The sequence below is a fragment of the Thermofilum sp. genome (assembly GCA_038741495.1).
Taxonomy (GTDB): domain Archaea; phylum Thermoproteota; class Thermoprotei; order Thermofilales; family Thermofilaceae; genus Thermofilum.
In genome coordinates this window covers 727,694-746,808 of sequence record JAVYKX010000001.1, presented here as the reverse complement: position 1 = coordinate 746,808, position 19,115 = coordinate 727,694, and the positions used below count along the sequence as shown (strand labels likewise).

Annotated in this window: 23 protein-coding genes; 15 read left to right on the top strand and 8 right to left on the bottom strand. The window is 60.5% G+C overall.

Annotated elements, in window-relative coordinates; translation table 11 throughout:
* Positions 1-87: 87 nt before the first annotated feature.
* The 12 genes from QXU72_04225 (at position 88) to QXU72_04170 (ending at position 9,742) form a co-directional block, all read left to right on the top strand.
* Positions 88-1,767, top strand: a complete 1,680-nt coding sequence (locus tag QXU72_04225; GenBank protein MEM0494466.1) for an ABC transporter ATP-binding protein — start codon at positions 88-90, stop codon at positions 1,765-1,767.
* Complete coding sequence (locus tag QXU72_04220; protein MEM0494465.1) at positions 1,758-3,575, top strand: ABC transporter ATP-binding protein; 1,818 nt, start codon at positions 1,758-1,760, stop codon at positions 3,573-3,575. Before QXU72_04225 ends, QXU72_04220 begins: the two co-directional genes overlap by 10 nt.
* A 133-nt stretch (positions 3,576-3,708) precedes the next feature.
* Complete coding sequence (locus tag QXU72_04215; GenBank protein ID MEM0494464.1) at positions 3,709-4,977, top strand: NAD(P)/FAD-dependent oxidoreductase; 1,269 nt, start codon at positions 3,709-3,711, stop codon at positions 4,975-4,977.
* A 61-nt stretch (positions 4,978-5,038) separates the two neighbouring features.
* Positions 5,039-5,242: a hypothetical protein gene (locus QXU72_04210; GenBank protein ID MEM0494463.1), complete on the top strand. Its 204-nt coding sequence runs from the start codon at positions 5,039-5,041 to the stop codon at positions 5,240-5,242.
* Positions 5,220-5,408 (top strand): hypothetical protein, encoded by a 189-nt coding sequence (locus QXU72_04205; protein ID MEM0494462.1) that lies wholly within the window; start codon positions 5,220-5,222, stop codon positions 5,406-5,408. Before QXU72_04210 ends, QXU72_04205 begins: the two co-directional genes overlap by 23 nt.
* A 26-nt stretch (positions 5,409-5,434) precedes the next feature.
* A complete protein-coding gene (locus tag QXU72_04200) occupies positions 5,435-5,683 on the top strand; it encodes a hypothetical protein (GenBank protein ID MEM0494461.1) in 249 nt (82 codons plus the stop codon).
* A gap of 27 nt (positions 5,684-5,710) precedes the next feature.
* Positions 5,711-6,715: an ABC transporter ATP-binding protein gene (locus QXU72_04195; protein MEM0494460.1), complete on the top strand. Its 1,005-nt coding sequence runs from the start codon at positions 5,711-5,713 to the stop codon at positions 6,713-6,715.
* Positions 6,699-7,538 (top strand): ABC transporter permease, encoded by an 840-nt coding sequence (locus QXU72_04190; protein MEM0494459.1) that lies wholly within the window; start codon positions 6,699-6,701, stop codon positions 7,536-7,538. Before QXU72_04195 ends, QXU72_04190 begins: the two co-directional genes overlap by 17 nt.
* The gene (locus QXU72_04185; GenBank protein ID MEM0494458.1) at positions 7,501-8,352 is read left to right on the top strand and encodes an ABC transporter permease; all 852 of its coding nucleotides are present in this window, start codon (positions 7,501-7,503) and stop codon (positions 8,350-8,352) included. Before QXU72_04190 ends, QXU72_04185 begins: the two co-directional genes overlap by 38 nt.
* A 56-nt stretch (positions 8,353-8,408) precedes the next feature.
* Complete coding sequence (locus QXU72_04180) at positions 8,409-9,014, top strand: isochorismatase family cysteine hydrolase (protein ID MEM0494457.1); 606 nt, start codon at positions 8,409-8,411, stop codon at positions 9,012-9,014.
* Between the two features lie 96 nt (positions 9,015-9,110).
* Positions 9,111-9,335 (top strand): type II toxin-antitoxin system CcdA family antitoxin, encoded by a 225-nt coding sequence (locus QXU72_04175; GenBank protein MEM0494456.1) that lies wholly within the window; start codon positions 9,111-9,113, stop codon positions 9,333-9,335.
* Complete coding sequence (locus QXU72_04170; protein MEM0494455.1) at positions 9,332-9,742, top strand: type II toxin-antitoxin system VapC family toxin; 411 nt, start codon at positions 9,332-9,334, stop codon at positions 9,740-9,742. Before QXU72_04175 ends, QXU72_04170 begins: the two co-directional genes overlap by 4 nt.
* 45 nt (positions 9,743-9,787) lie before the next feature.
* On the opposite strand, the gene QXU72_04165 is transcribed toward QXU72_04170, so the two are convergent.
* Both QXU72_04165 and QXU72_04160 read right to left on the bottom strand, forming a co-directional pair.
* A complete protein-coding gene (locus tag QXU72_04165) occupies positions 9,788-11,398 on the bottom strand; it encodes an ATP-binding protein (protein MEM0494454.1) in 1,611 nt (536 codons plus the stop codon).
* A complete protein-coding gene (locus tag QXU72_04160) occupies positions 11,395-12,387 on the bottom strand; it encodes a DNA double-strand break repair nuclease NurA (protein MEM0494453.1) in 993 nt (330 codons plus the stop codon). The genes QXU72_04165 and QXU72_04160 overlap by 4 nt, the downstream gene beginning before the upstream one ends.
* A gap of 252 nt (positions 12,388-12,639) precedes the next feature.
* Between QXU72_04160 and QXU72_04155 the strand changes: the two genes are divergently transcribed.
* Positions 12,640-13,461, top strand: coding sequence for a hypothetical protein (locus QXU72_04155; GenBank protein ID MEM0494452.1), 822 nt, complete (start codon positions 12,640-12,642; stop codon positions 13,459-13,461).
* A 14-nt stretch (positions 13,462-13,475) separates the two neighbouring features.
* Here QXU72_04155 and QXU72_04150 read toward each other — a convergent pair whose 3' ends face one another.
* The 3 genes from QXU72_04150 to QXU72_04140 all read right to left on the bottom strand — a co-directional run bounded on the left by QXU72_04150 (position 13,476) and on the right by QXU72_04140 (position 14,950).
* Positions 13,476-13,784 carry a hypothetical protein gene (locus tag QXU72_04150; protein ID MEM0494451.1) on the bottom strand — a complete coding sequence of 103 codons (309 nt, stop codon included), beginning with the start codon at positions 13,782-13,784 and terminating at the stop codon, positions 13,476-13,478.
* Positions 13,781-14,368, bottom strand: a complete 588-nt coding sequence (locus QXU72_04145; GenBank protein MEM0494450.1) for a hypothetical protein — start codon at positions 14,366-14,368, stop codon at positions 13,781-13,783. Before QXU72_04145 ends, QXU72_04150 begins: the two co-directional genes overlap by 4 nt.
* Before the next feature lie 63 nt (positions 14,369-14,431).
* On the bottom strand, positions 14,432-14,950 hold the full coding sequence (locus QXU72_04140; GenBank protein ID MEM0494449.1) for a hydrogenase maturation protease: 519 nt from the start codon (positions 14,948-14,950) through the stop codon (positions 14,432-14,434).
* A 134-nt stretch (positions 14,951-15,084) separates the two neighbouring features.
* On the opposite strand from QXU72_04140, the gene QXU72_04135 reads away from it, so the two are divergent.
* Complete coding sequence (locus tag QXU72_04135) at positions 15,085-16,830, top strand: hypothetical protein (GenBank protein ID MEM0494448.1); 1,746 nt, start codon at positions 15,085-15,087, stop codon at positions 16,828-16,830.
* A 51-nt stretch (positions 16,831-16,881) separates the two neighbouring features.
* Here QXU72_04135 and QXU72_04130 read toward each other — a convergent pair whose 3' ends face one another.
* Entirely contained in the window at positions 16,882-17,307 is a 426-nt protein-coding gene (locus QXU72_04130; GenBank protein MEM0494447.1) for a PIN domain-containing protein, read from the bottom strand.
* On the bottom strand, positions 17,304-17,558 hold the full coding sequence (locus QXU72_04125; GenBank protein MEM0494446.1) for a hypothetical protein: 255 nt from the start codon (positions 17,556-17,558) through the stop codon (positions 17,304-17,306). The genes QXU72_04130 and QXU72_04125 overlap by 4 nt, the downstream gene beginning before the upstream one ends.
* A gap of 212 nt (positions 17,559-17,770) precedes the next feature.
* Between QXU72_04125 and QXU72_04120 the strand changes: the two genes are divergently transcribed.
* Positions 17,771-18,598, top strand: coding sequence for a hypothetical protein (locus tag QXU72_04120; GenBank protein ID MEM0494445.1), 828 nt, complete (start codon positions 17,771-17,773; stop codon positions 18,596-18,598).
* 192 nt (positions 18,599-18,790) lie between these two features.
* On the opposite strand, the gene QXU72_04115 is transcribed toward QXU72_04120, so the two are convergent.
* On the bottom strand, positions 18,791-18,946 hold the full coding sequence (locus tag QXU72_04115; protein ID MEM0494444.1) for a hypothetical protein: 156 nt from the start codon (positions 18,944-18,946) through the stop codon (positions 18,791-18,793).
* Positions 18,947-19,115 lie beyond the last annotated feature (169 nt).

The window sequence follows — 19,115 nt, the reverse complement described above, 5'->3', positions numbered from 1 at the left end:
TGGCGAAGCTACAGCTATTATAACCTGCCTTAGATGCGTAACCGTTAAATTGGGCCCGCCTTCTATATCGATAGATGGTGGTATAGAGTGGATCTAAGAACTCTGGTAAGTTACGCGCTCCAGCACCGCCGCGAGCTAGTTATCGCAGTTACAGCGTCTCTGCTCGCAGCTGTCGCGGGCATGTACGCGCCCCTGGTGGCCAAGCAAGCTGTAGACTACGCGATCTCTGCGCGCTGGGAAGACCTCCCGGCGCTGCTCGCCGTCTTCATAGTCTTGACGGTGCTGCAGGGTGCTTTCGGGTACCTTCAGGGCGTGAACGCGAGGAAGCTATCCGAGCTGGTAGCTTTCGACCTAAGAGTGGAGCTTTACAGGAAGCTCCACGACCTCTCGCTCTCGATCATCCACAGGCAGGGGGCCGGGGGCCTCGTCGCGAGGGTCACGGGGGATGTCGAGCAGGTGAAGAGCTTCTTCGAGCAGCTGGCCACCTTCCTCGGGGGAGTCGTGCTGGTAGCGTTCTCGGTTTTCGCGATGCTCACGCTGGATGTCCAGCTGACGCTCCTGACCGTCGGGATTCTCGCGGTTCTCCCCGTTCTTCCCCGGAAGCTCGCCAAGCGGATAAGGAGCTTCTTCGACATCTCTAGAGAGAGGTATGCGCGCATGTCCACGATACTCCAGGAGACCCTTGTCTCCATAATCCCGATACGCGCGGTGAACGCCTCCAAGTACATGCTTGACCGTTTCTCGGAGCACAACCAGGCTTTCCGCGAAGCCCTGGTGAGCGCCGGGAAGCTGCGCGCTATTCTGTGGCCTACGCTGAACTTTGTCAACAACCTTGCGACGCTTTTCATCCTGCTCGTAGGCGGATGGAAGATCGCGCAGGGACAGCTCTCGGTCGGCAGCCTCACGGCGCTGACAATGTACACTAGCATGATCTCCTGGCCGATCACGCAGCTCGGCTTCGTCATCGTGAGCATGGAGAGGGCTCGGGTTGCTCTCTCGCGAGTGAACGAGGTGCTGAGCATGAAGCCTGACGTCGAGGAGGCGGAGGATGCTGCAGAGCTGGTGGTGAGCAGCGGGAGGGTGGAGTTCCGGGATGTGTGGTTCAGCTACGATGGCAGCGGCTACGTCCTCAAGGGTTTGAGCTTCGAGGTGAAGCCCGGCGAGATAGTTGCGATCACGGGGCCCCCGGGCTGCGGGAAGAGTACTCTCGCATCTCTTCTCATTCGGCTAGCAGACCCGCAGAGGGGCTCGATACTAGTGGATGGGCAGGACATCAGGAAGGTGAAGCTGGAGTCGCTTAGGAGGAATATCACCCTAGTTCACCAGGACGTCTACCTCTTCCCGGACACGATAAGGAACAATATCGCGTTTGCGAGGCCGGACGCCACCGACGAGGAGGTGGTTCGAGCTGCTAAGCTTGCGCACATACACGACTTCATCGCTAGCTTACCGCAAGGCTACGACACTCTCGTGGGCGAGAGGGGAGTGACGCTGAGCGGAGGGCAGAGGCAGAGGGTAGCGCTCGCGAGAGCTCTCCTCGCTAACCCGAGGATCATCATTCTCGACGACACCACGTCGGAGGTGGACGCCGAGACGGAGAAAGCGATCTACGAGGCGCTCACCAAGAACCTGAAGGGCAAAACGATGATCGTGATCACGCAGAGACCCAGCACTATGGCTCTCGCCGACCGTGTGCTGGTCATGGACGAAGGAAGGATCGTAGCTGAGCTGAAACCGAGCGTGGAGGTGGTGCAGGTATGGCGATGATGTGGCACGGTATCGGCAGGCTGGACGAGGCGAAGCCTGAAGCTCCCGCGCGCGAAGTCATAGCGAGGATGCTCCCGCTCCTCAAGCCTTACGCGAAGTACTTCGCGATCATCGCGGCGGCGTCGCTAGTGAGGCTGCTGGTAAACCTCGCGATGCCGGTGATCACGGGCGGTGTGGTCGACGCTGCGCTCGCCGGGGACCTGGGGCGCGTCGCCGCGCTGTCTCTACTGTTCCTGGGCGGAGCCCTCCTTCTCTGGGTTTCGGGGGCTGTCCGCGTCTACTTCTCCACTCTCGCGGGCCAGAGCTTCGTGAGGGATTTGAGGGATAGGCTTTTCCGCACGCTCCTCGGGGCGAGAGTTGAGCAGCTCCGGAGCGAAGTCACGGGCAAGATTGTCTCGCGAGTGATGAACGACGTGGACGTGATTTCCGAGACGTTCACGCAAGGCATTGTAGAGTTCTTCACAGATGTCTTGATCATGTCCGGCGCACTAGCAATCATGTTCCTGCTTAGCTTCGAGCTCTCGCTCGCAGTGCTACCCCTCATCCTCGGGGTTTTCGCAGCTAGCTATTACTTCGCCCGCAGAGCTAGAGCTGCGTTCACCCGAGCGAGGAGGATGATCGCGGAGGTCGCGGCGAGAGTGGAGCAGGACGCCTCCGGTGCCGCTGTGGTGAAGACTTTCGTGCACAGGAGGGGGGCTAGGGAGGCGGAGTTCGAGCAAGCTAGCAGAGCCTTCATGGAGAGCAACGTGGAAGCGACGAGGGTGGTTTCCGCGCTCTTCCCAACGCTCTCGGTCATCCGCGTGGCGGGGCTCGCCGTAATAATATACTACGGCGGCTTCCTCCTCTCGCAAGGCAGGATCACTGCAGGTACGCTTGTAGCGTTCTTCGGGTACTTGAACATGTTCTTCGGGCCTCTCCAGATGCTCGCAATGTTCGTGAACATGTTCCAGTCCGTCCTCGTCTCGGCGGAGAGGGTGACTAAGCTCCTGTCCCTAGAGCAGGAGAAGAGCGGGAGCCGGAAACCCCCCGTCGAGGGGCACTTCAAAGTGGAGGACGTGGTCTTCTGGTACGAAGAGAGCGTCCCCGTGCTCAAGGGAGTAAGCATCGAAGCGAAGCCCGGCGAAATGGTCGCGGTGGTCGGGCCCACAGGCAGCGGGAAGACAACTCTGGCGAAGCTACTGCTCCGCTTCTACGAGCCCAAGCGGGGGAGGATCCTGCTCGACGGCACACCTCTGGAGGAGTACGACCTCGAGTACCTCCGCAGCGTAGTCGCCTACGTCCCGCAGGAGCCCTCAGCGATCTCAGGCCGCGTGATCGACAACATCACCGCCAGCAGGAAGGCGTCAAGGGAGGAGGTTGAGAGGCTCATCGACACTCTCGGCGTGAGGAGCATCGTGCAGAGTATACCTGGAGGCCTGGACGGAGAGGTGGTGGAGGAGGGGAAGAACCTCTCGAAAGGCCAGCGGCAGCTGCTCTCGCTCCTGAGAGCAATCATCTCGCAGCCCCGCGTCCTCGTGCTCGACGAGGCGACCAGCAACATCGATGTAGCCACCGAGCACAGCATCTACAGGGAGCTGCAGAGGATCATCCGCGAGAGGAACATCACCCTGCTCGTCATCGCGCACCGGCTGTCCGCGGTGAGGAACGCGGACCGCATATACGTGATGGAGAACGGCGAGATCGTCGAGGTGGGTAAGCACGACGAGCTCATCGCCAGGAAAGGGCTCTACTACCGCCTCTGGAACGCTCAGGCTTCAAGCTTCGCGGAAGCTCTCGCTCAAGCCGTTCAGAGAGCCCGCCACCGCTAACCGGCCAGCTCTTTCTCGCTTCAGAGGCTGCAGCAACCCCTCTTAACCTTCCCTTCTCGAAGCATACCTCGCTGCCAGCTTCGGTTCACAGCTCCCAGGGTAACCTTATTACCCTCCGCCGGCTTGGACGCGCGTGGAGCGGGAGCTGCTCGTAGTCGGCGGGGGGCCCGCTGGCGCCGCGGCCGCTATCGCTGCTTCGAGGCTCGGCATCTCCACGCTCCTGGTTGAGAAGGGGGACCGCTTCAGGGACAAGTACTGCGGTGGTGGTATCACTGCCCTCGCCCTCCAGCACCTCAAGGAAATCGGAGCGGGGGAGGTGGAGGAGACCTTCGAGGAGGTTTGCGAGGGCCACGTCCTCGTCCTGCCGGGGGAGCGTGTTCTCGTGGATGCAGTGAAGGGGCTGCAGTACGGGATGGTGAGGAGGAGCGTGTTCGACGCGAAGCTCCGCGAGATCGCGGAGTCCAGCGGCGCTGAAGTCAAGCACGGCTCCTGGGTCACTCAGGTGCAGCTGCGCGGCGACCGCGTCGTGGCCCGCACCAGGAAAGGGGAAGAGTTTTCCGCGCGCTACCTTGTCGTCAGCACCGGCGCGGGCGATAGGCTGCCCGAGCAGCTCGGCTTCCCGGCGAGGAGGCCGGAAGACCTCGGGCACTGCTGGGGGACTGAGGCACCCTACGACGCGAGGAGCCAGGTCTCGGAGTGGAGGAGGCGGTACGGCTTCGCGCCGATCTTCCTCTTCTTCGGCTTCGTGACTTACGGCTACTTCTGGGTTTTCCCGAAAGGAAACCACATGAACGTCGGCATGGGGACCACGCTACCCGAGTCCGCGAAGTACGGCAAACTACACCTAGAAGGCTACAGGAAGGGGCTGGAGCTCGCGAGCAAGCTGGGCATCCTCAAGGATACTTCCCCCTTCAGGGTTGACAGGTCGTGGCTCATCCCGGCGAAGCCGAGGGCACGCACTGCCGCTCCAGAGCTCAGAACCCTGCTCGCCGGCGACGCTGCAGGCTTCGTCCACCCGCTCACCGGTGAAGGTATCTCAGGGTCGGTGAGAAGCGGGGTTCTCGCCGCGAGAGCTGTGAAGGAGGCACTCGACAGGGAGGACCCTGCAGCGCTCAAGCTCTACGAGGAGAGCTGGCGCTCCGAGCTGTGGCCAGAGATCGACTACGGGCTCCGCATGACCAGGATCATGTACAGCTCGCCGGCTCTGCAGAGCTTCGCCCTGAGAGCGATCATGGCTGATGAGAAGGCTACGAAGCTCCTCTCCCTCCTCCTCTACCGCGCCAGCCCCACGGCGACCCGGGACCTTTACCGCTACGTGGTGCGCAGCTTCCCAGCCCTAGCGGCGAAAGCTGTCTTCGCGGGGAAGGAGAGGAACTACTCCGGGGTGGGCGCGAAGCACTGAACGGCTTAGCTTCACTGGAACTTGCGCTGGCTGCTGCTGGGACTTGGGGCGGGCGGCTGAGGTGAGGAGGGGGCTGGGAATCAGAGCTGGTGATCTACCGAGAATTACCGTCGCTGAAGGAAGGATAGTTATCGAGAAAGTTGAGAAAGGTTTGCCGGCTTTCGAGCTCGAGAGGCCAGTTGCGGAGAAGGATATAGAGGAGGCGATCCGCCGGGAGCTGCTACGCCAACTGAGTGCGCTCGATGGAAGCGTTAATGGACGGTAACGTCTACATCTACAGGGCTGTGAGGAACTCGAACTACCACGTTGAGGCCTGGAGGCTGCTTGAAGAGTTTTCAGCATGGGTGGCTCCTACTCTCGTGCTTCACGAGGTGGTTTGGGCTCTGCACGAGCTCCTGGGCCTTGAACTCACGTTAGGTCAAGGCAGCTGAGACATGAAAAGCTCCGCGCAGCCCCTGTGATTGAGCAGGATATTCGGTGGGCTGTGGCAAGGGTTGAAGGTGAGGGAATCTCGCTGGCGAGGTGTAATTATAAAGTGATCCTGGCTGCTGCCGGGAGGCTGGAGATCCCGCTTCCGGCTTTCGACAAGCAGCTGCCAGCTCAAGCTTCCCGGAGTGGTATTGAGGTGGTTACCCCTACCAGCGCCAGGGCCTCGCGGACCGCTGGGAGGACGAGCTCGCAGCTCGCGAAAAGCTTAGTTACCTAGCGACTGTTGAGGGGGCGGTGCAGCGGTTTGCAGAGCGCGATCGTCGCGAAAGGGCTTGTGAAGAGGTTTGAGACTCGTGAAGGAGGCCGCCTCTTCAGGGGGAAGAAGCGTGTCGTGGAGGCGCTGAGGGGTGTGTCGTTCGAGGTTCGGAGGGGAGAGATTTTCGGGCTTCTCGGCCCGAACGGTGCAGGTAAGACGACGACGATCAAGATTCTCAGCACGCTGCTGCTCCCCGACGAGGGGGAAGCGTGGGTGAATGGCTTTAACGTCGTCGAGGAGCCGGGGAAGGTGCGGGAGAGCATCGGTGTGAGTCTTTACAGCGACCGGGGCTTCTACTGGAAGCTGAGTGGGCGCGAGAACCTCATGTACTTTGCCCGCCTCTACCACCTTGAGCCGAGCTACGCTAAGGAGAGGATCAGGTACCTCCTCGAGCTCCTGGACCTTCAGGGTGATGCTGACCGCCTCGTCGAAGAGTACAGCACGGGGATGAAGTCGAAGCTGAACATCGCCAGAGCGCTTCTGCATGACCCCCCGATCCTGTTCCTCGACGAGCCGACGATCGGGCTAGACCCCTACGCTGCCAGGAAAGTTCGGGAAGTAGTGCTGCAGCTGAGGGAGGAGGGGAAGACGGTGCTCCTGACTACTCACAACATGTTCGAGGCGGATATGCTCTGCGACCGCATCGCTATCATCAACAAGGGTGCGATCATCGCGGTAGGCACTCCAGCGGAGCTCAAAGCACGTGTCTCCCAGCATAGGGTGCTCGAGCTGGAAGCTTTCCTCCAGGACGGGGAGATCGCGGCAAAGCTCAGGAGAGTGGAGGGGGTTGTGGGCGCTGCTGCAAGCATTAAGGACCCCGCCGCCGGTCTCTACGAGGTTCGGGTAGTGTACCAGGGGGACGAGATGCCTAGGGAAGTCCTCTCGGCCCTGATCTCGAGCGGTGCTAGGCTGGTGAGCATGAGGAGCCTGGAGCCTACGCTGGAGGACGTGTTTATCACACTCACGGGTGAAAGGCTTGAAAAGCAAGGCTAGGCTGGGCCCCTTCCTTGTCCTCGTCGGGGTGGTGTCTAAGGAGCTCAAGATCACGTTCCGCTACGTTGGGAGCTTAGTCCTGCTTGTCACGCTGCCCTTCATGATTTCGGGCTTGTTCATCGGTATAGGCTACGCTGTCTCGGGGCCGCTGGCGCTCTCCAACTTTCAAGCCAACACGGGCTCCAGCAGCCCCCTCCTCTACATTACTCTGGGTGGTGTGCTGATGATCGCCAGCATGATCGTCATCGAGAACACGAGCGCGATAATCAGGGAGGAGCAGCTCATGGGGACTTTCGAGCTCCACTACCTCACCCCGAACAGCGCTGTAGCGCTGTGGCTCCTCCACTCCCTGGCCTACTCGATCCTCACGATACTAGTCTTCGCCGTGGATATCGCCGCGGTGGTTGCGTGGCAGGGGTCTCTCCTCTCCCCAGCCGAGTGGGCGCTAGCCGCAGCTGTGATACTCCTAGCGCTGCTCCCTCTAGCTGGGCTCGGGCTCGTCATCGCAGCGCTCACTGTGCGCTTCAAGGAGGTGTGGGCGGCCGCCAGCGTCGTGAACTCTTTCGTCGCAGCGCTCTCCGGCTTCTACTACCCGCTGGAAATCTTCCCGAGAATCGTGCAGCTCGTAGCTGAAGCCTTGCCGACAGCTCACGCTGCCACCATCCTGAAGGGGGTTGTCGCCGGCGTCCCCCTCCAGCTCGAGCTCTGGCAGAGGCTGGTGCTGATGTCCGCACTAGCTCTCGGCTACCTCGCGCTGGGCAGGTTCTTCTACTCGAGGTGGGAGGATGAAGCGAGGAGGAAGGGAGAGCTATCCAAGCACTAGAACTGCGGGCTTTCACCGCCTCCTCCTGGAGGTGCGGGCGGCGGTCGAGGCAGGGGTGAAAGTCCACTTCAGGTACATTGCGTGGCTGATCTCGGACATCATTGCCACACCTGCCTGGCTGGTGCTGTTCGTCACGCCTGTCCTCTTGTTCCTCCCAAGGGAGCAGTGGAGCAACCCTGTGATGCTTAACTTCTTCTTCTGGGGCTACATCCTCTGGGATTTCGTCGCCGCCGGCTTGTGGTCCTTCGGCATGGCGATCAGAAGGGAGCAGCAGCTCGGCACTCTCGAGTTCTTGATGGTTACGAACGCTAACCGAGCCATCCTCTTCTCGAGGAGCGTCTACCCCAGGATGATCAGCCTATCGATCGGCATACTCTACGTCTACGCTTTCTTCAAAGCGCTCTTCGGCGTGGATGTGGTGCTCAGAAGCCCGCTCGGAGTCGTAGCAGTGCTGCTGACCGGGATGCTCACCGCCCTAGGCTTCGGCCTCGTCTACGGGGCGCTTGTCTTCCGCTTCAAGAACGTAGGCCCGCTGAACAACGTGCTGCAGTTCGTCTTCCTCGGCCTCTGCGGGATCTTCTACCCTGTCTCGAACCTGCCTGAGCCGCTGCGCAGCATCGCCCTCGCCGTACCCTTCACCTACGTCGCCGACCTGCTCAGGTTCTACGCGATGGAGTACCCGGCACTCCTACCGCCAGCCCTAGAGTGGGCCGTCCTCCTGACTTACACGCTAGGACTCATCGCTCTCGGCGTAGCGCTCCTGAAAGCCGTGGAGGGGAACCTGAAGAAGACGGGCGGCCTCGGCGCCTACTAGAGCTCCCCGGGAAGAGGTAGTTTTTTAGCTCCCCGCGTCTCAGCACGGCGGTGAAGATGGGCGGCCTCAGGCTCGAGGTCCCCGAGATCCCTGTTGTTGAGAGGGTAGAGCTCCCCGCTCGCGAGACAGCGATCATCGTTGTAGATATGCAGAACGACTTCGTGAAGCCTGGAGGCAAGCTCGTCGTACCCACCGCGGCGGCCACCGTGGAGCCGATCAAGCAGCTCCTCGCCAGGGCTAGAGCCAAGGGGGTGAGAATATTCTACACGCAGGATACGCACTACGAGGGCGACCCCGAGTTCAGCATCTGGGGTGAGCACGTCAAGGCCGGGACATGGGGCTGGGAGATCGTCGAAGAGCTGAAGCCGCAGCCGGGCGACATCGTGGTTCAGAAGACGAGGTACGACGGCTTCTACGGGACCCCGCTGGAGGACCTGCTGAGAGCCTACAGAATCTCGAACCTTGTTGTGACGGGCACAGTGGCGAACATCTGCGTCCTCCACACTGCGGGCAGCGCCGCGCTCAGGTGGTTCCGGGTCTACGTCCCGATGGACGCGGTCAGCGCGCTCAACGAGTTCGACTACTACGCTGCCTTGAGGCAGATCAGCTTCCTCTATCGCGGCACTATCGTGAGAAAAGCCTCCGGAGTCGAATTCACCTAAAGGTGGAGGCCCCGGAGCGCCCTTGACTGAGGCACTAGGTTTCCTCAACGCAGCTGCTAAAAGCTTATATACGGTGTGCGTATTACGTTTGATGTAATGACGGAGATTATAACCGTGAGGCTGAGCAGGGAGCTTAAGAGGAAGGTGAAAGAGCTGAACATCAACGTGAGCGAAGTAGTTAGAAGAGCCCTTGAGGAGGAGGTTGAGAGAAGGGAGCGAGAGCTTCTAGTTAAATCACTAGCTGAGGCTAGGAGAACGCTCTCGAAGCTCAGCGACGAGGAGATTATCCAGGCGGTTAGGGCCTCCAGGGAGGAGCGGTGAAGGCGATCGTCGACGCAAGCTCTCTACTGCTGATGATCAAGAACGTTGAGGAGGAGGCCCTGCTGGATAAGCTCGACGGCCTCGCGACTTTAGACTTAGCCTTCTACGAGATTGGCAATGCGCTGTGGAAGCAGGTGGTGAGGGGGGTTGCCAGCCGAGAGGAGGTAGAGCGCACCGCCCTGGCTATAGGTAAGCTCCTCCTGGTGAAAGGCATTATCAAGGTGGGGTGGAGGGATCTAGGGTACTCTGCTATTCTAAACCTAGCTGTGGACAACGGTATCACTTTCTACGATGCTAGCTATCTAGCGGCCAGCATCGCCTTCGGGGTACCACTCGTAACAGAGGATGAGAAGCTGAGGAGGATTGCTGCTAAGTACGTAGAAGTCGCGTCGTGGAGGGATCTCTAGCACGGCAGCACGCTGACACTAGCCTTCCGAAGCCGCTCGCTCGCCCTAAGCTCTCTCCACCGAAACTGCCGCCGAGGTGGCGAGGCTTTTCCTCTGCTGCTCGATGAGGGTGAGGGCATAGTCCTCGTACTTGAAGATCCTGACGGAGACGGCGAAGCGGAAGCCGCTCGGCATGCTCACAACGATGGCTTCACCCCTGTCGAGCGTCTTGATCTCGCTCTCAGCCCCGTCGAGGTACGGGCTGTGGTTGATCACTGTGGTGTAGTCGGGCCTCGTCGGCAGCGATAGGATGATTTTCGTCAACGCTTGCCTCACAACAGCCTCCATCAGCTCGCTGGGCATCTGAGTGATGTAGAGCCCGCCAACCTTGTACTTACGCCCCCTCTTCGCGATCACCGAGAAAATGTTCTCCCGCACCTCCCCCGACCCTCCCAATGCCTGCTTGCTCAAGTACCGGTGAGCTTCCTCAACCATCACGAGAACTGGGGGCAGCTCCTCCCACTTCTCCGGAGCCTCCTTCCTCAGCTTCTCGTACGCGTAGAAGATGCGCCTAGCGACCGCGACGGCGAGGAGCTTCTCCTCGCCCTCCGTCGCGAAAGGTGTTTCGACGAGGACCACCCTACCCCTCTGCACCATGGAGAGAGTTGCCGTCGCGAGGTCGTAGTCGCAGTCCCTGCAGAAGATGTCCCCGTCGCCGGTCAAGTGCCTTAGCTTCCTCTTCGTCACGTTGATTGTGTTCACGGGGACCAGGCGGGAAAGCCTCATGTAGAGAGACCTGCTGTCCATCGTGAGCAGCGCGCTAACCCACTCGTCGCCAAACTGCTTGTAAGCGAGCCAGAGCAGCTCCTCCTGGGGGCCGCTGAACTCCCCGGTGAGCGTGAAGTCCTGGGGCTTAAGCCTCGACACATCCATCTTCAAAGGGTAGGCGGGGATCTTCCTCTCCTCCCCCAGCTCCGGCAGCTCGACCCGCAGCCTCCCAGGCCTCGGGACCCTGCCCGTGACGAGGAAGAGGTACTCCTCGGAGAAGGGGAGGTGGGCCAGCCCCATCTCCCCCGGCTTGGAGCCCAGCAGGTACTCGTTCTCGCAGTCGAAAAGCACCAGGCTGTACCTCCCCCTAGTGTTCAGGATCGAGGCGGACAGCACTCTCCCCAAGTTGGACTTGCCCGCTCCCGTGCCCCCCACGACCAGCACGTGGTGGGGGATCGTCTTCCCCCCGTCGAGCGCTACAACAACCTCCACGGGAGAGTGGCCGAACCTCACGTAGCCGATGGGGATGTCGCCGACGTGGAGCTTCAGTTTCTCCAGGTCCGGGACCTCGAGCTCCTCCACACTGGTGAAGAGCGCGGGGACGCTGGTGGGGCCGTGAACTTCCCCATCCTCGTCGATCTGCGCGACAATCACAGCTATAGCGGTGTCGTAGAGCCTGAGGTCCTTGTCCCGCAGGAGGAGCCCACCCTCGCGCCCAACATTGCTGCTGATCACCGCCACCTCGGCGGGCGAGAGGAGGCTTTCCGGCTTGAAGTCGACTACCCTCACGACGTACACTCTGCCCTTGTCCTCGACCTTAGCCAGCATCCCTCTCTCGACGCGCGCCCCCTCGGCTACGCGGAACCTGACCTCAGTTCCCTCAGCCCAGACGACTACTCCTAGCTTCAACTGAGCCCACCCCACAAGTACCTGGTTTTGAACTCCGAGCCTGCTGCGTCCTCGAGGAGGCTGCGCGCCACCCCGGTGAGGCTGACCTCCTCCAGGAACAGAGCCCTGTCCATCTCGAGCTCGTCCCCGCTGATCCGGCTGAGCTCGTGGACAATTTTCAAGGGGAGGGGGTAGCCTGGGGAGCTGAAGTCCTGGAGGTACGCCAGCATGCCCGCCACGTCCGCCACGTCGTAGGACTCAGCCATCCTCCAGGTGAGGTCCAGCCGGAACACTGGGCCGCTCGAAGCGAGCCTGACGGCGGCTACCGCGAGCCCGAGCTTCGGCTGCTCCACGACGGGGTAGTACACCCAAGGCAAGCCGGCGAGCACTCTGCTAGCTAGCTTCGACAAGTAGCCCGCCAGCCCCTCGCCCGTGGAGACTTTCACGCCGGTGCTCTTCGGGAGGCCGATCACCCTCCAAGACCGCTCCGTTAGCGCTTTGAGAGCTCTGTGCGCTCGCGAGCCGGCGGGCGCGGCCAAGGGCCTATCCATGAGGAAGAATGCCCCCGGGTTTTCTCTAGCGAACCTGTACGCGGCCTCCAGCTCCACAGCTGCTAGCCAGTCGCCCGCGTCCTGCAAGCTTTCGAAAAGGGCTATGCGCTTCACAGGGCCGATGATGCGCAGCCTTTCAAGCCCCCTCCAGACTCCCACCACCACCTTGGCGGACACGATCTTGTAGGGGCCCGCGTCGAAGAGTAGCCGCGCGGCCGCGTCTACCGCGAAGACTGTGAAGTTGTGGGGCACCTCCTCGATTGCCCGAAACCTCGTCTCGGACACGGGTGGGCCCCGGATCGTGAGTCCTCCGAGCTTCAGGACTGGGTGGGGGCGCGCAGGCTCCCCCGTGAGAGTGAGCTGCACCGGCTTGCCTCCCTGCCTGTAGATCTCTGCAAGCTTCTCGACAAGCATCTTCACGTCAGAGTCGAGGTAGCCTGACCGCTGCAGCAGCGCCATCAGCTCTCACTTCTCCCAGCGCAACCTTCCCATAATAAAGTGGCGAAGGAAACTCCTCTGGAGTTCAGAGGGCTCGCGCCCGTAACGTATTGCAAATGTATGATTGTAGCACTTCAGGTGTTGCAAAAAGCTAGGGAGGTTTGAAGCATTTTCAGCGTACAATAACTTTCTCCAGCAACGGTTGCAAACATATATAAGCAGGTAGCTGCCCACTCATTACAGTACGAGCTCGCTGTAGCTGAGGGGGAATCAGTGCCGCCAGCGGTGACAGTGCACTACGTCGGCTTCCACCCCAGGCTGATACTCGAGGGCTTCGACCGCGTAAGGCTCTCGTACCCCATCGAGAGGGTTTACCTGCTGTACGACAGCAAGCCCGACCGCTACGGCGCGGTTTCAAGGCACAACGTGAAGAAAATCCAGCAAGTGCTCTCCTTCTTCAAGCCCGTCCTCGTAAAGGTGAACCCCCTCAGCTACGCGAGCGTCGCGGCAGCGCTCTACGCGATCTTGAAGAGCGAGGAGGGGAAGATCGTGTTCGTGGACTTAACCGACATGCCTCCCTACATGGCGGCGACTGTAGCGATCATCTCCTCCCTTTTCCCGAACTCCAGGCTGTACGCGGCGAGGCCGGAGCAGAGCGGGGAGTTCATCCCGGACCCCGAGACGCCGGAGTTCACCGAGTTCCTGGAGAGGAAGGACAACCTCACTCTCCAGGACATCTGCCTCATCGAGAAGCCGAGAGCCCGCGTGGAGCTGCTCGACGAAGAGAGCAAGGAGGTGAGCATCCTCACAGCCCTTTACGTGAGGAACGGGTCCGCGGAGAGCATCTCCGAGCTCATCAAGTGGCTCGGCAAAGAGCCTTCGCAAGCAGTCGTAAGAGCTACTTACAGCCGAATTGTGGAGTCCATGGAGGAGAGGGGGCTTCTGGAGAGAGAGCAGGAAGGGAGGGCGAAGAGGATTAAGCTGACTCAGCTGGGCTGGGCGCTGGCAGAAGCATACGTGAAGCTTGGGCTCATGAAGTCTTCCCCAAAGCCTCCAGCAGCTCGAGAACTGAGCGCCCCGGAAATCGCGCTTTAACGCTGACCCGGCTCCTATAGGAGTCCCCGCAGGAAGTCGTAAAGTAGTTCGAGCGCTCTCGCATCACCTGAAACCACGCACTCTCCCCCCGCTAGCCGGATCCTGAGCTGCCGCGGCTCCCGCTCCACAGCAGCGAGCCTGCTGCGCAGAGTTTCGAGAACTTCGAGGCTTCTCAACCGGGCGGCTTCTTCAACTACCTTTACCAGCTCTTCATCCCCCTCACAAGCCACCTTCACGTGAAACCTTCGGAAGAGAAGACGGGCGCCACCCTTTAGGGTGATCTTCCCCGGGCCTCTCTCCAGTATCTCGACTTCGATGCTCACTGCAGCCACACCGAGAGAACTGCTGCCGTCATAGCTGCCGCGGTGATGGCGCCGGCTACGAGCTGTCCCACGGTGTGCGCGCCCAGCCTTAAGCGGGCCCAGAAGACTGGGATGACGAGCAGGTAGAGCGGGGTGTAGTGGTTCCCGCAGGCGTAGACCAGGAGCGTGGTGGGGCCCGTGATGCCGGCGGTGTGAGCGCTGATCTTCCACTTGGCAAGCTCGTTGACAACCGCTAGGAGGGCTGCGCTGGCAGCGTAGGCTGCGAAGGAGGGAATGTACACGTACCAGTTCTTCAGCGTGCAGAGCGCGGCTCCTAGAGCGTAGGATGCGATTGTGAGGACGTAGTACTTTAGGCGCACGCGCCGGTCGCTGACGAAGATGTCGATCCTCCTCCTGGCGGCATCCACGAGGATGGGCACGAGCGGGAGAAAAGTCTGAGTGAGGAGGAGCACGGCAACCGCCTCAACTCCGCCTATCCGCACCTCTCTCCAGAGCAGGTACGCTACGACACCTCCGTATATTTGAGGGGACAGCGCGAGCGATACGAGCGTTGCAAACTTCTCGGATTTCATCCTCTCGCTCAACACCTCTCAGTATAATAGCTTTCCGCAGCTCGCTGGGGCTCTGAGGCCGCGCAGTGCCGCGGGTCACTCGGCTCGGCTCTTTTTCCCTAGCAGCCCTAGGAGGAGCTTAGCTAGCGAGCTGCAAGCCGCTGCTACTTCAGGCGTGAGGGGCGCTCCCACGCTGCGCGAGCCAACCTGAACGCCGAGAATCCAGGCTTCTTCAACGCCCAGAAGCTTGAGCAGTAAGGCCTTCGGCAAGCCGTGGGTGGAGAGGGGCGGCGGGCTCCCCTCGCTCCGCACACTTGCCACCACTACCGAGCCGGGTGGGAGGCCCGCGTCGACAGCATCCACGAGGATGGCTAGCTTGGGCTTCCTCCTCCTGATCCTGCTCGTGCAGGATTCCAGCCCTTCGCCGCACAGGACCACTCTCTTGGGGTCGACTCTCCCGGCTAGCGCCCTGCCTACGGCTAAGCCTGCGGCGTCATCTCCCCTGAGCTCGTTCCCGAGGAAGATGAACACGGCGCCTCGCATGAGCAGTTCTTCGAGGAGGGTAAGCAGCTCTCCGTTGCTCGAGGCTTCAAACCCGCCTTGCTCGGTGCCCACAGCTTCTGCAACGCGGGTAAGCATATCTAGGTGGCGGCTCGACCGCGCTCCTCGCTATCGCGGCGTGCAGCGCTGATAGCTTTTTGATAAAAAGAGTGATATCCCCCGTTTGCGCTGCTTAGTGTTTGAGCCCTGTGGTGGAGGACAAGATTCGTGAAAGAGTCTTGCTGCTCAGAAGGTACCTCCCGCAGCTGGAGGACCCCTTTCCCAACCCCTTGAAAGCTAGAGTGTACAGGGACGTGATGGGGTTGAAGTACTTTGAGGAGCCTAAGAGCTTGGAGGAGCTGGCAGGCGTAGTGACTGACGAGCAGCTGGCGGAGATCATCCGGCTGTCTCCCTACAGGGTCTACATGAGCTTCCGAGGCAAGTACTACACGGTTTCGGAGGGCGAGCTCAAGCTGGAGGGTTCCTGGGACTCCGTAAAGGCTGCGGTGCGCTCGGCCCTAGAGCAGTACGGGAAGAAGGCCTACGCCGTCCTGAAGGCGCTGCTCGAGGTTAACGAGGCTTCTTTCAGCTTCATCGCGGCTAGATCCTCCGAGCTCCTGGGAGAGCGCGTGCACCCGGCTAGGCTGCTGGCAGAGCTGAGGGACAGGTGGGAGCTCGTGTGGGAGGCGAGAGAAGGGGAGAAGACCTGGAGCATCCCCGAGGAGATCAGGCCTGCGGTCGAGGAGGCTCTTAACGAGTACGCGCCCGGCGGGCTCCCGAGGTTGAGCACGAAGCAGGCTGAAGAGGAGTACGCTGAGGTTGTCAGGAGGGAGGAGGAGCTCCGCGCCTACTTGAGCGCGCTCCTGAGGGAGAGGCTGGACCGCGTACTGGAGTTCGGCGAGAGCTTCTCGCCGCGGAGCCTCGTCGAGTACCTTGTCGATTTGTTCGGGCCTGTCGTCTTCTTCGACGAGCTGCTAACGCTAACCCAGCAGTACTCGCTCTCCGATACCGGAGTTGTGACCGAGAGCGGCCACCGCGCGCTCGCTACGGGCTTCAACCTCGCTTTGTTCGGCGAGCCGGGGACGGGGAAGACTTTCGCAACTAAGGACTTCATTCTCGGCAACGAGAAGCTCGGCGTGCTTCCCCACGGGATCCCGGGGGTCAACAGGTACTGCGGCGGGATGACTCCGGCGATGTTCATTGCGATTGGCGAAGCGTACGTGGGTAGGCGCTTCAACTTCATCGTCACTGAGTTCAACGACTGGTTCAAGTACAAGGGGATGGTGGAGCCGCTTAAGCTTGCGATGGAGGGGGGTGTGATCTCGTACGAGACTAAAGCCTACAAGGTTGGCCCCTACAAGTTCGACTCGTTCTTCAGCGTGAACTACAACACGAGAGTCTACGAGCGCGGGTACGATGTCACAGTCAACGACCCCAACTTCAACGCGATCGAGGACCGCATGCTCTGCAGGCTTCACAGGCTAACCAGGGAGAAGTACAAGGAGCTGGCGGAGAGCCAGAAGCGCCTCATGCTCGGCATCACGACGAGGAAGATGGCTGAGAAAGCGCCCCTCATCCGCGACCACCTCACTCTCGTCTACGCGGTGCAGACCCGCCACCCGCTGGCGCGGGAGCTTAAGCCGAAGCTCGTCCTGCTCAAGGAGAAAGACCTGGAGCTTATCGAGAAAACTAGGGACTTGATCTTCGAGCACATCCCGCCGTCGAAAGCCCTCCCCTTCTCGATGAGGCTGGAGCGCAGAGCTCTCCAGCTCGCAGCAGCCCTAAGCCTCACCTCCTACTTCCGCAGAGAGGACGAGGTCGTCGAGATCGACCAGGATGCGCTACGCCTCGCAGCTCGCTTCTACGCTGAGGAAGCGTGGATCCGGGCGCGCGAGTCCTTCCCCCTCTCCGAAGTCCTCGAGAAGCTATCAGCCCCTACCTTCCTGAAGGTGTGAGGCGGAAGCCTCCCGCTCCTGAAAGCAGGAAGCGCTACCTCCTCTAGCTTCTCATCGAGTACGCCAAGGCCCGCCGATAACCCTGACTCCCAGCAGCCTGCGGATGTCTTCAGCTCTCTTCAGGATGGCTTCATCGAACGTTGCGAAGATCTCGGACCTCATCTCAGCGCAAGCGGCTAGGTGGAGCAAGTCCAGCGTTTTGAGCTTCAGATCTCGAGCCAGCCTCACAGCTTTGCTGACCACTATGTTGAAGTCGATGTCTTCGATCCTGACTCCAACCTCCTCGATCGAGTACAAGGCTAAGGCTACCGGGTCGTCTAAGCCAGCTCGAGAGAAGACTGAGACTAGCTCCAGGAGCGTGAGCTTGCTCGCAACTTTCTCGCCTTCAAGCAAGCTGAGAAGCTCCAGCGCATCGGGGTGCTTTGAATCCAGCTCGTCAACGTAAGATATGATGACGTTGGTATCCAGGTAAATCATTCGGATCTATCCTCCCTGAGCAGCTCGCTGAGACGACCGTGCCTCAACCTGTACTTCGCTTCTTTCAGCTCTTCGACCTTCCTGTAGGCAGATTCCCAGAGCTCGACCTCCTCGACTACTTTGCCGAGCCCCTTCTCGATCATGATGTTGAACGCGTGCGACCTGCTCCTCGCGATACCGTACCTGACCATCTTATCGGCCAGCTCTACGAGCCTCCTGGGCACTTTCAACGAGACGGTGACGGAAGCCATGTACACCAGGTATACTAGGTTTACCGTGGTGTTATATGCTTTCTGAAGTAGCTGGCGTCCCGCCTATGCTGCGGCGGCTCCGCACCTTTCAAGATAGCGGAGCATTGACGCAGCGGCCGGGGCCGCGCTTTTCGGTGCTAGAGCTGTAGCCGGCCGGAGCGGCCTGGTGTTCTAAGGGCAGCATTATATACTTCGATCGGCTTTTCTTCCGCATGAAGAGAGTGGCTATCTACATGCTCCTCTTGCTTGCAGTAGTAGTAGCCGGTATTGCGGGTATGAGGCTGGTTAGCTTCCGGGAGGAGCCTAGGAAGATAGCGGAGCTCGCTGTTGCGGGTGGCTTCTGGGGTGCTCGCGAGAAGTACGAGTACTACTCCGACGGAGCCATCTCCTTCAAAGGCCGCACCGGTCAGGGGAGCTTCACGGTACCGCACTCAATCGTCGAGGAGATGGCGAAGAGGGTGAGCTTTCTCCTTGAAGTTTACCCTCGCGGTTTGATGCTCGAGCCTGGAGGTGGAGCAGACTACTTCACCTACAATCTCACTCTGTACAGCGGAGACTTCCCGGTGAGCTACTACTGGACTGATGTCGGCGAGCAGCCTCCCAGAGAGATCACTTACCTTTACCAGCTGCTGCGGGAGGTCAATCTCTTGGCATCGAGCCGCCGGGGAGTGGTTTTCTACCTCAAGGTGGACAAGCTTAATTTCAGCAAGGGCGAGACAGTCAGGATCGTAGCAGTAGCTGTAAACCCCGGGGAAGTAGACTTCAAGTACCTTTCCCCGACGCCCTGCACTCCAGACTTCAAAGTCCAGCTTCGAACCCCGAGCGGCCGCGAAGTCGAGCTCTTCCCAGTGGGCTACGACCCCGAGAAGATATGCGTGCAAGTTGTCCAGGAGCGCGTGCTGAAAACCGGGGAGGTAGTCCAGTCGGAGTACGAGTACGTGGCCAGCGAGAGCGGCACGTACACCGTGGAGGCGCACTTCCCCTATGCAGAGTGGAGCGAGACAAGGCACTCCAGCGTGTTGGAGCTGCTAGTCCCCTAAAGCTCCTGTAAGCAAGCTCAACAGCCTCTGCAGAGCTCCCTCCTCGAGGCAGGTTTGCGCCCCGTCCTCGAGCCTGCTCTGCTCAGCTTGCATGCGAGCAAAAACTGCCAGTATGTAGAGCGCAGTGATCACCCGCTTAAGCCCAGAAACGGTGCCTGCGCTACCGGAGGGCTGTAGCCTTCAGCTTCACCTCTAAAAAACGTCTTCGAAGAAGCCTCCCACTCTCTCATCTCCAGCGAAGTAGAGGAGAAGCGGGCCCGTGTCGAATACGTACTTAACCTTCCTCAGACGCCCCCTCACTCTCTCCTCTTGAAGCTCCTCCAGCATCTGGTGCACTAATTCCCTCATCCGCTCCGAAGAGGTTTTCAGCGGGATAATCGGTACGGTTGGAAGCGCGTCACTCAGAGACTCCGCCTCAGTGATGCCTTCCGACGAGCGGCTCACGGGCGCTGCGGGAGCCCTCAAGTGCAAGTACGGGGCAGGACTTCCCTGGTGGACGTCTGCACTCTAGCATCCG

Excerpts from the sequence above, each read along its gene's own strand:
- QXU72_04220 (MEM0494465.1), top strand. The coding sequence starts at position 1,758 with ATGGCGATGATGTGGCACGGTATCGGCAGGCTGGACGAGGCGAAGCCT.
- QXU72_04205 (MEM0494462.1), top strand. The coding sequence starts at position 5,220 with ATGGAAGCGTTAATGGACGGTAACGTCTACATCTACAGGGCTGTGAGG.
- QXU72_04185 (MEM0494458.1), top strand. The coding sequence starts at position 7,501 with ATGAAGCGAGGAGGAAGGGAGAGCTATCCAAGCACTAGAACTGCGGGC.
- QXU72_04180 (MEM0494457.1), top strand. The coding sequence starts at position 8,409 with ATGGGCGGCCTCAGGCTCGAGGTCCCCGAGATCCCTGTTGTTGAGAGG.
- QXU72_04175 (MEM0494456.1), top strand. The coding sequence starts at position 9,111 with ATGACGGAGATTATAACCGTGAGGCTGAGCAGGGAGCTTAAGAGGAAG.
- QXU72_04160 (MEM0494453.1), bottom strand. The coding sequence starts at position 12,387 with ATGGCGCTGCTGCAGCGGTCAGGCTACCTCGACTCTGACGTGAAGATG.
- QXU72_04130 (MEM0494447.1), bottom strand. The coding sequence starts at position 17,307 with ATGATTTACCTGGATACCAACGTCATCATATCTTACGTTGACGAGCTG.
- QXU72_04125 (MEM0494446.1), bottom strand. The coding sequence starts at position 17,558 with ATGGCTTCCGTCACCGTCTCGTTGAAAGTGCCCAGGAGGCTCGTAGAG.
- QXU72_04120 (MEM0494445.1), top strand. The coding sequence starts at position 17,771 with ATGAAGAGAGTGGCTATCTACATGCTCCTCTTGCTTGCAGTAGTAGTA.
- QXU72_04115 (MEM0494444.1), bottom strand. The coding sequence starts at position 18,946 with ATGAGGGAATTAGTGCACCAGATGCTGGAGGAGCTTCAAGAGGAGAGA.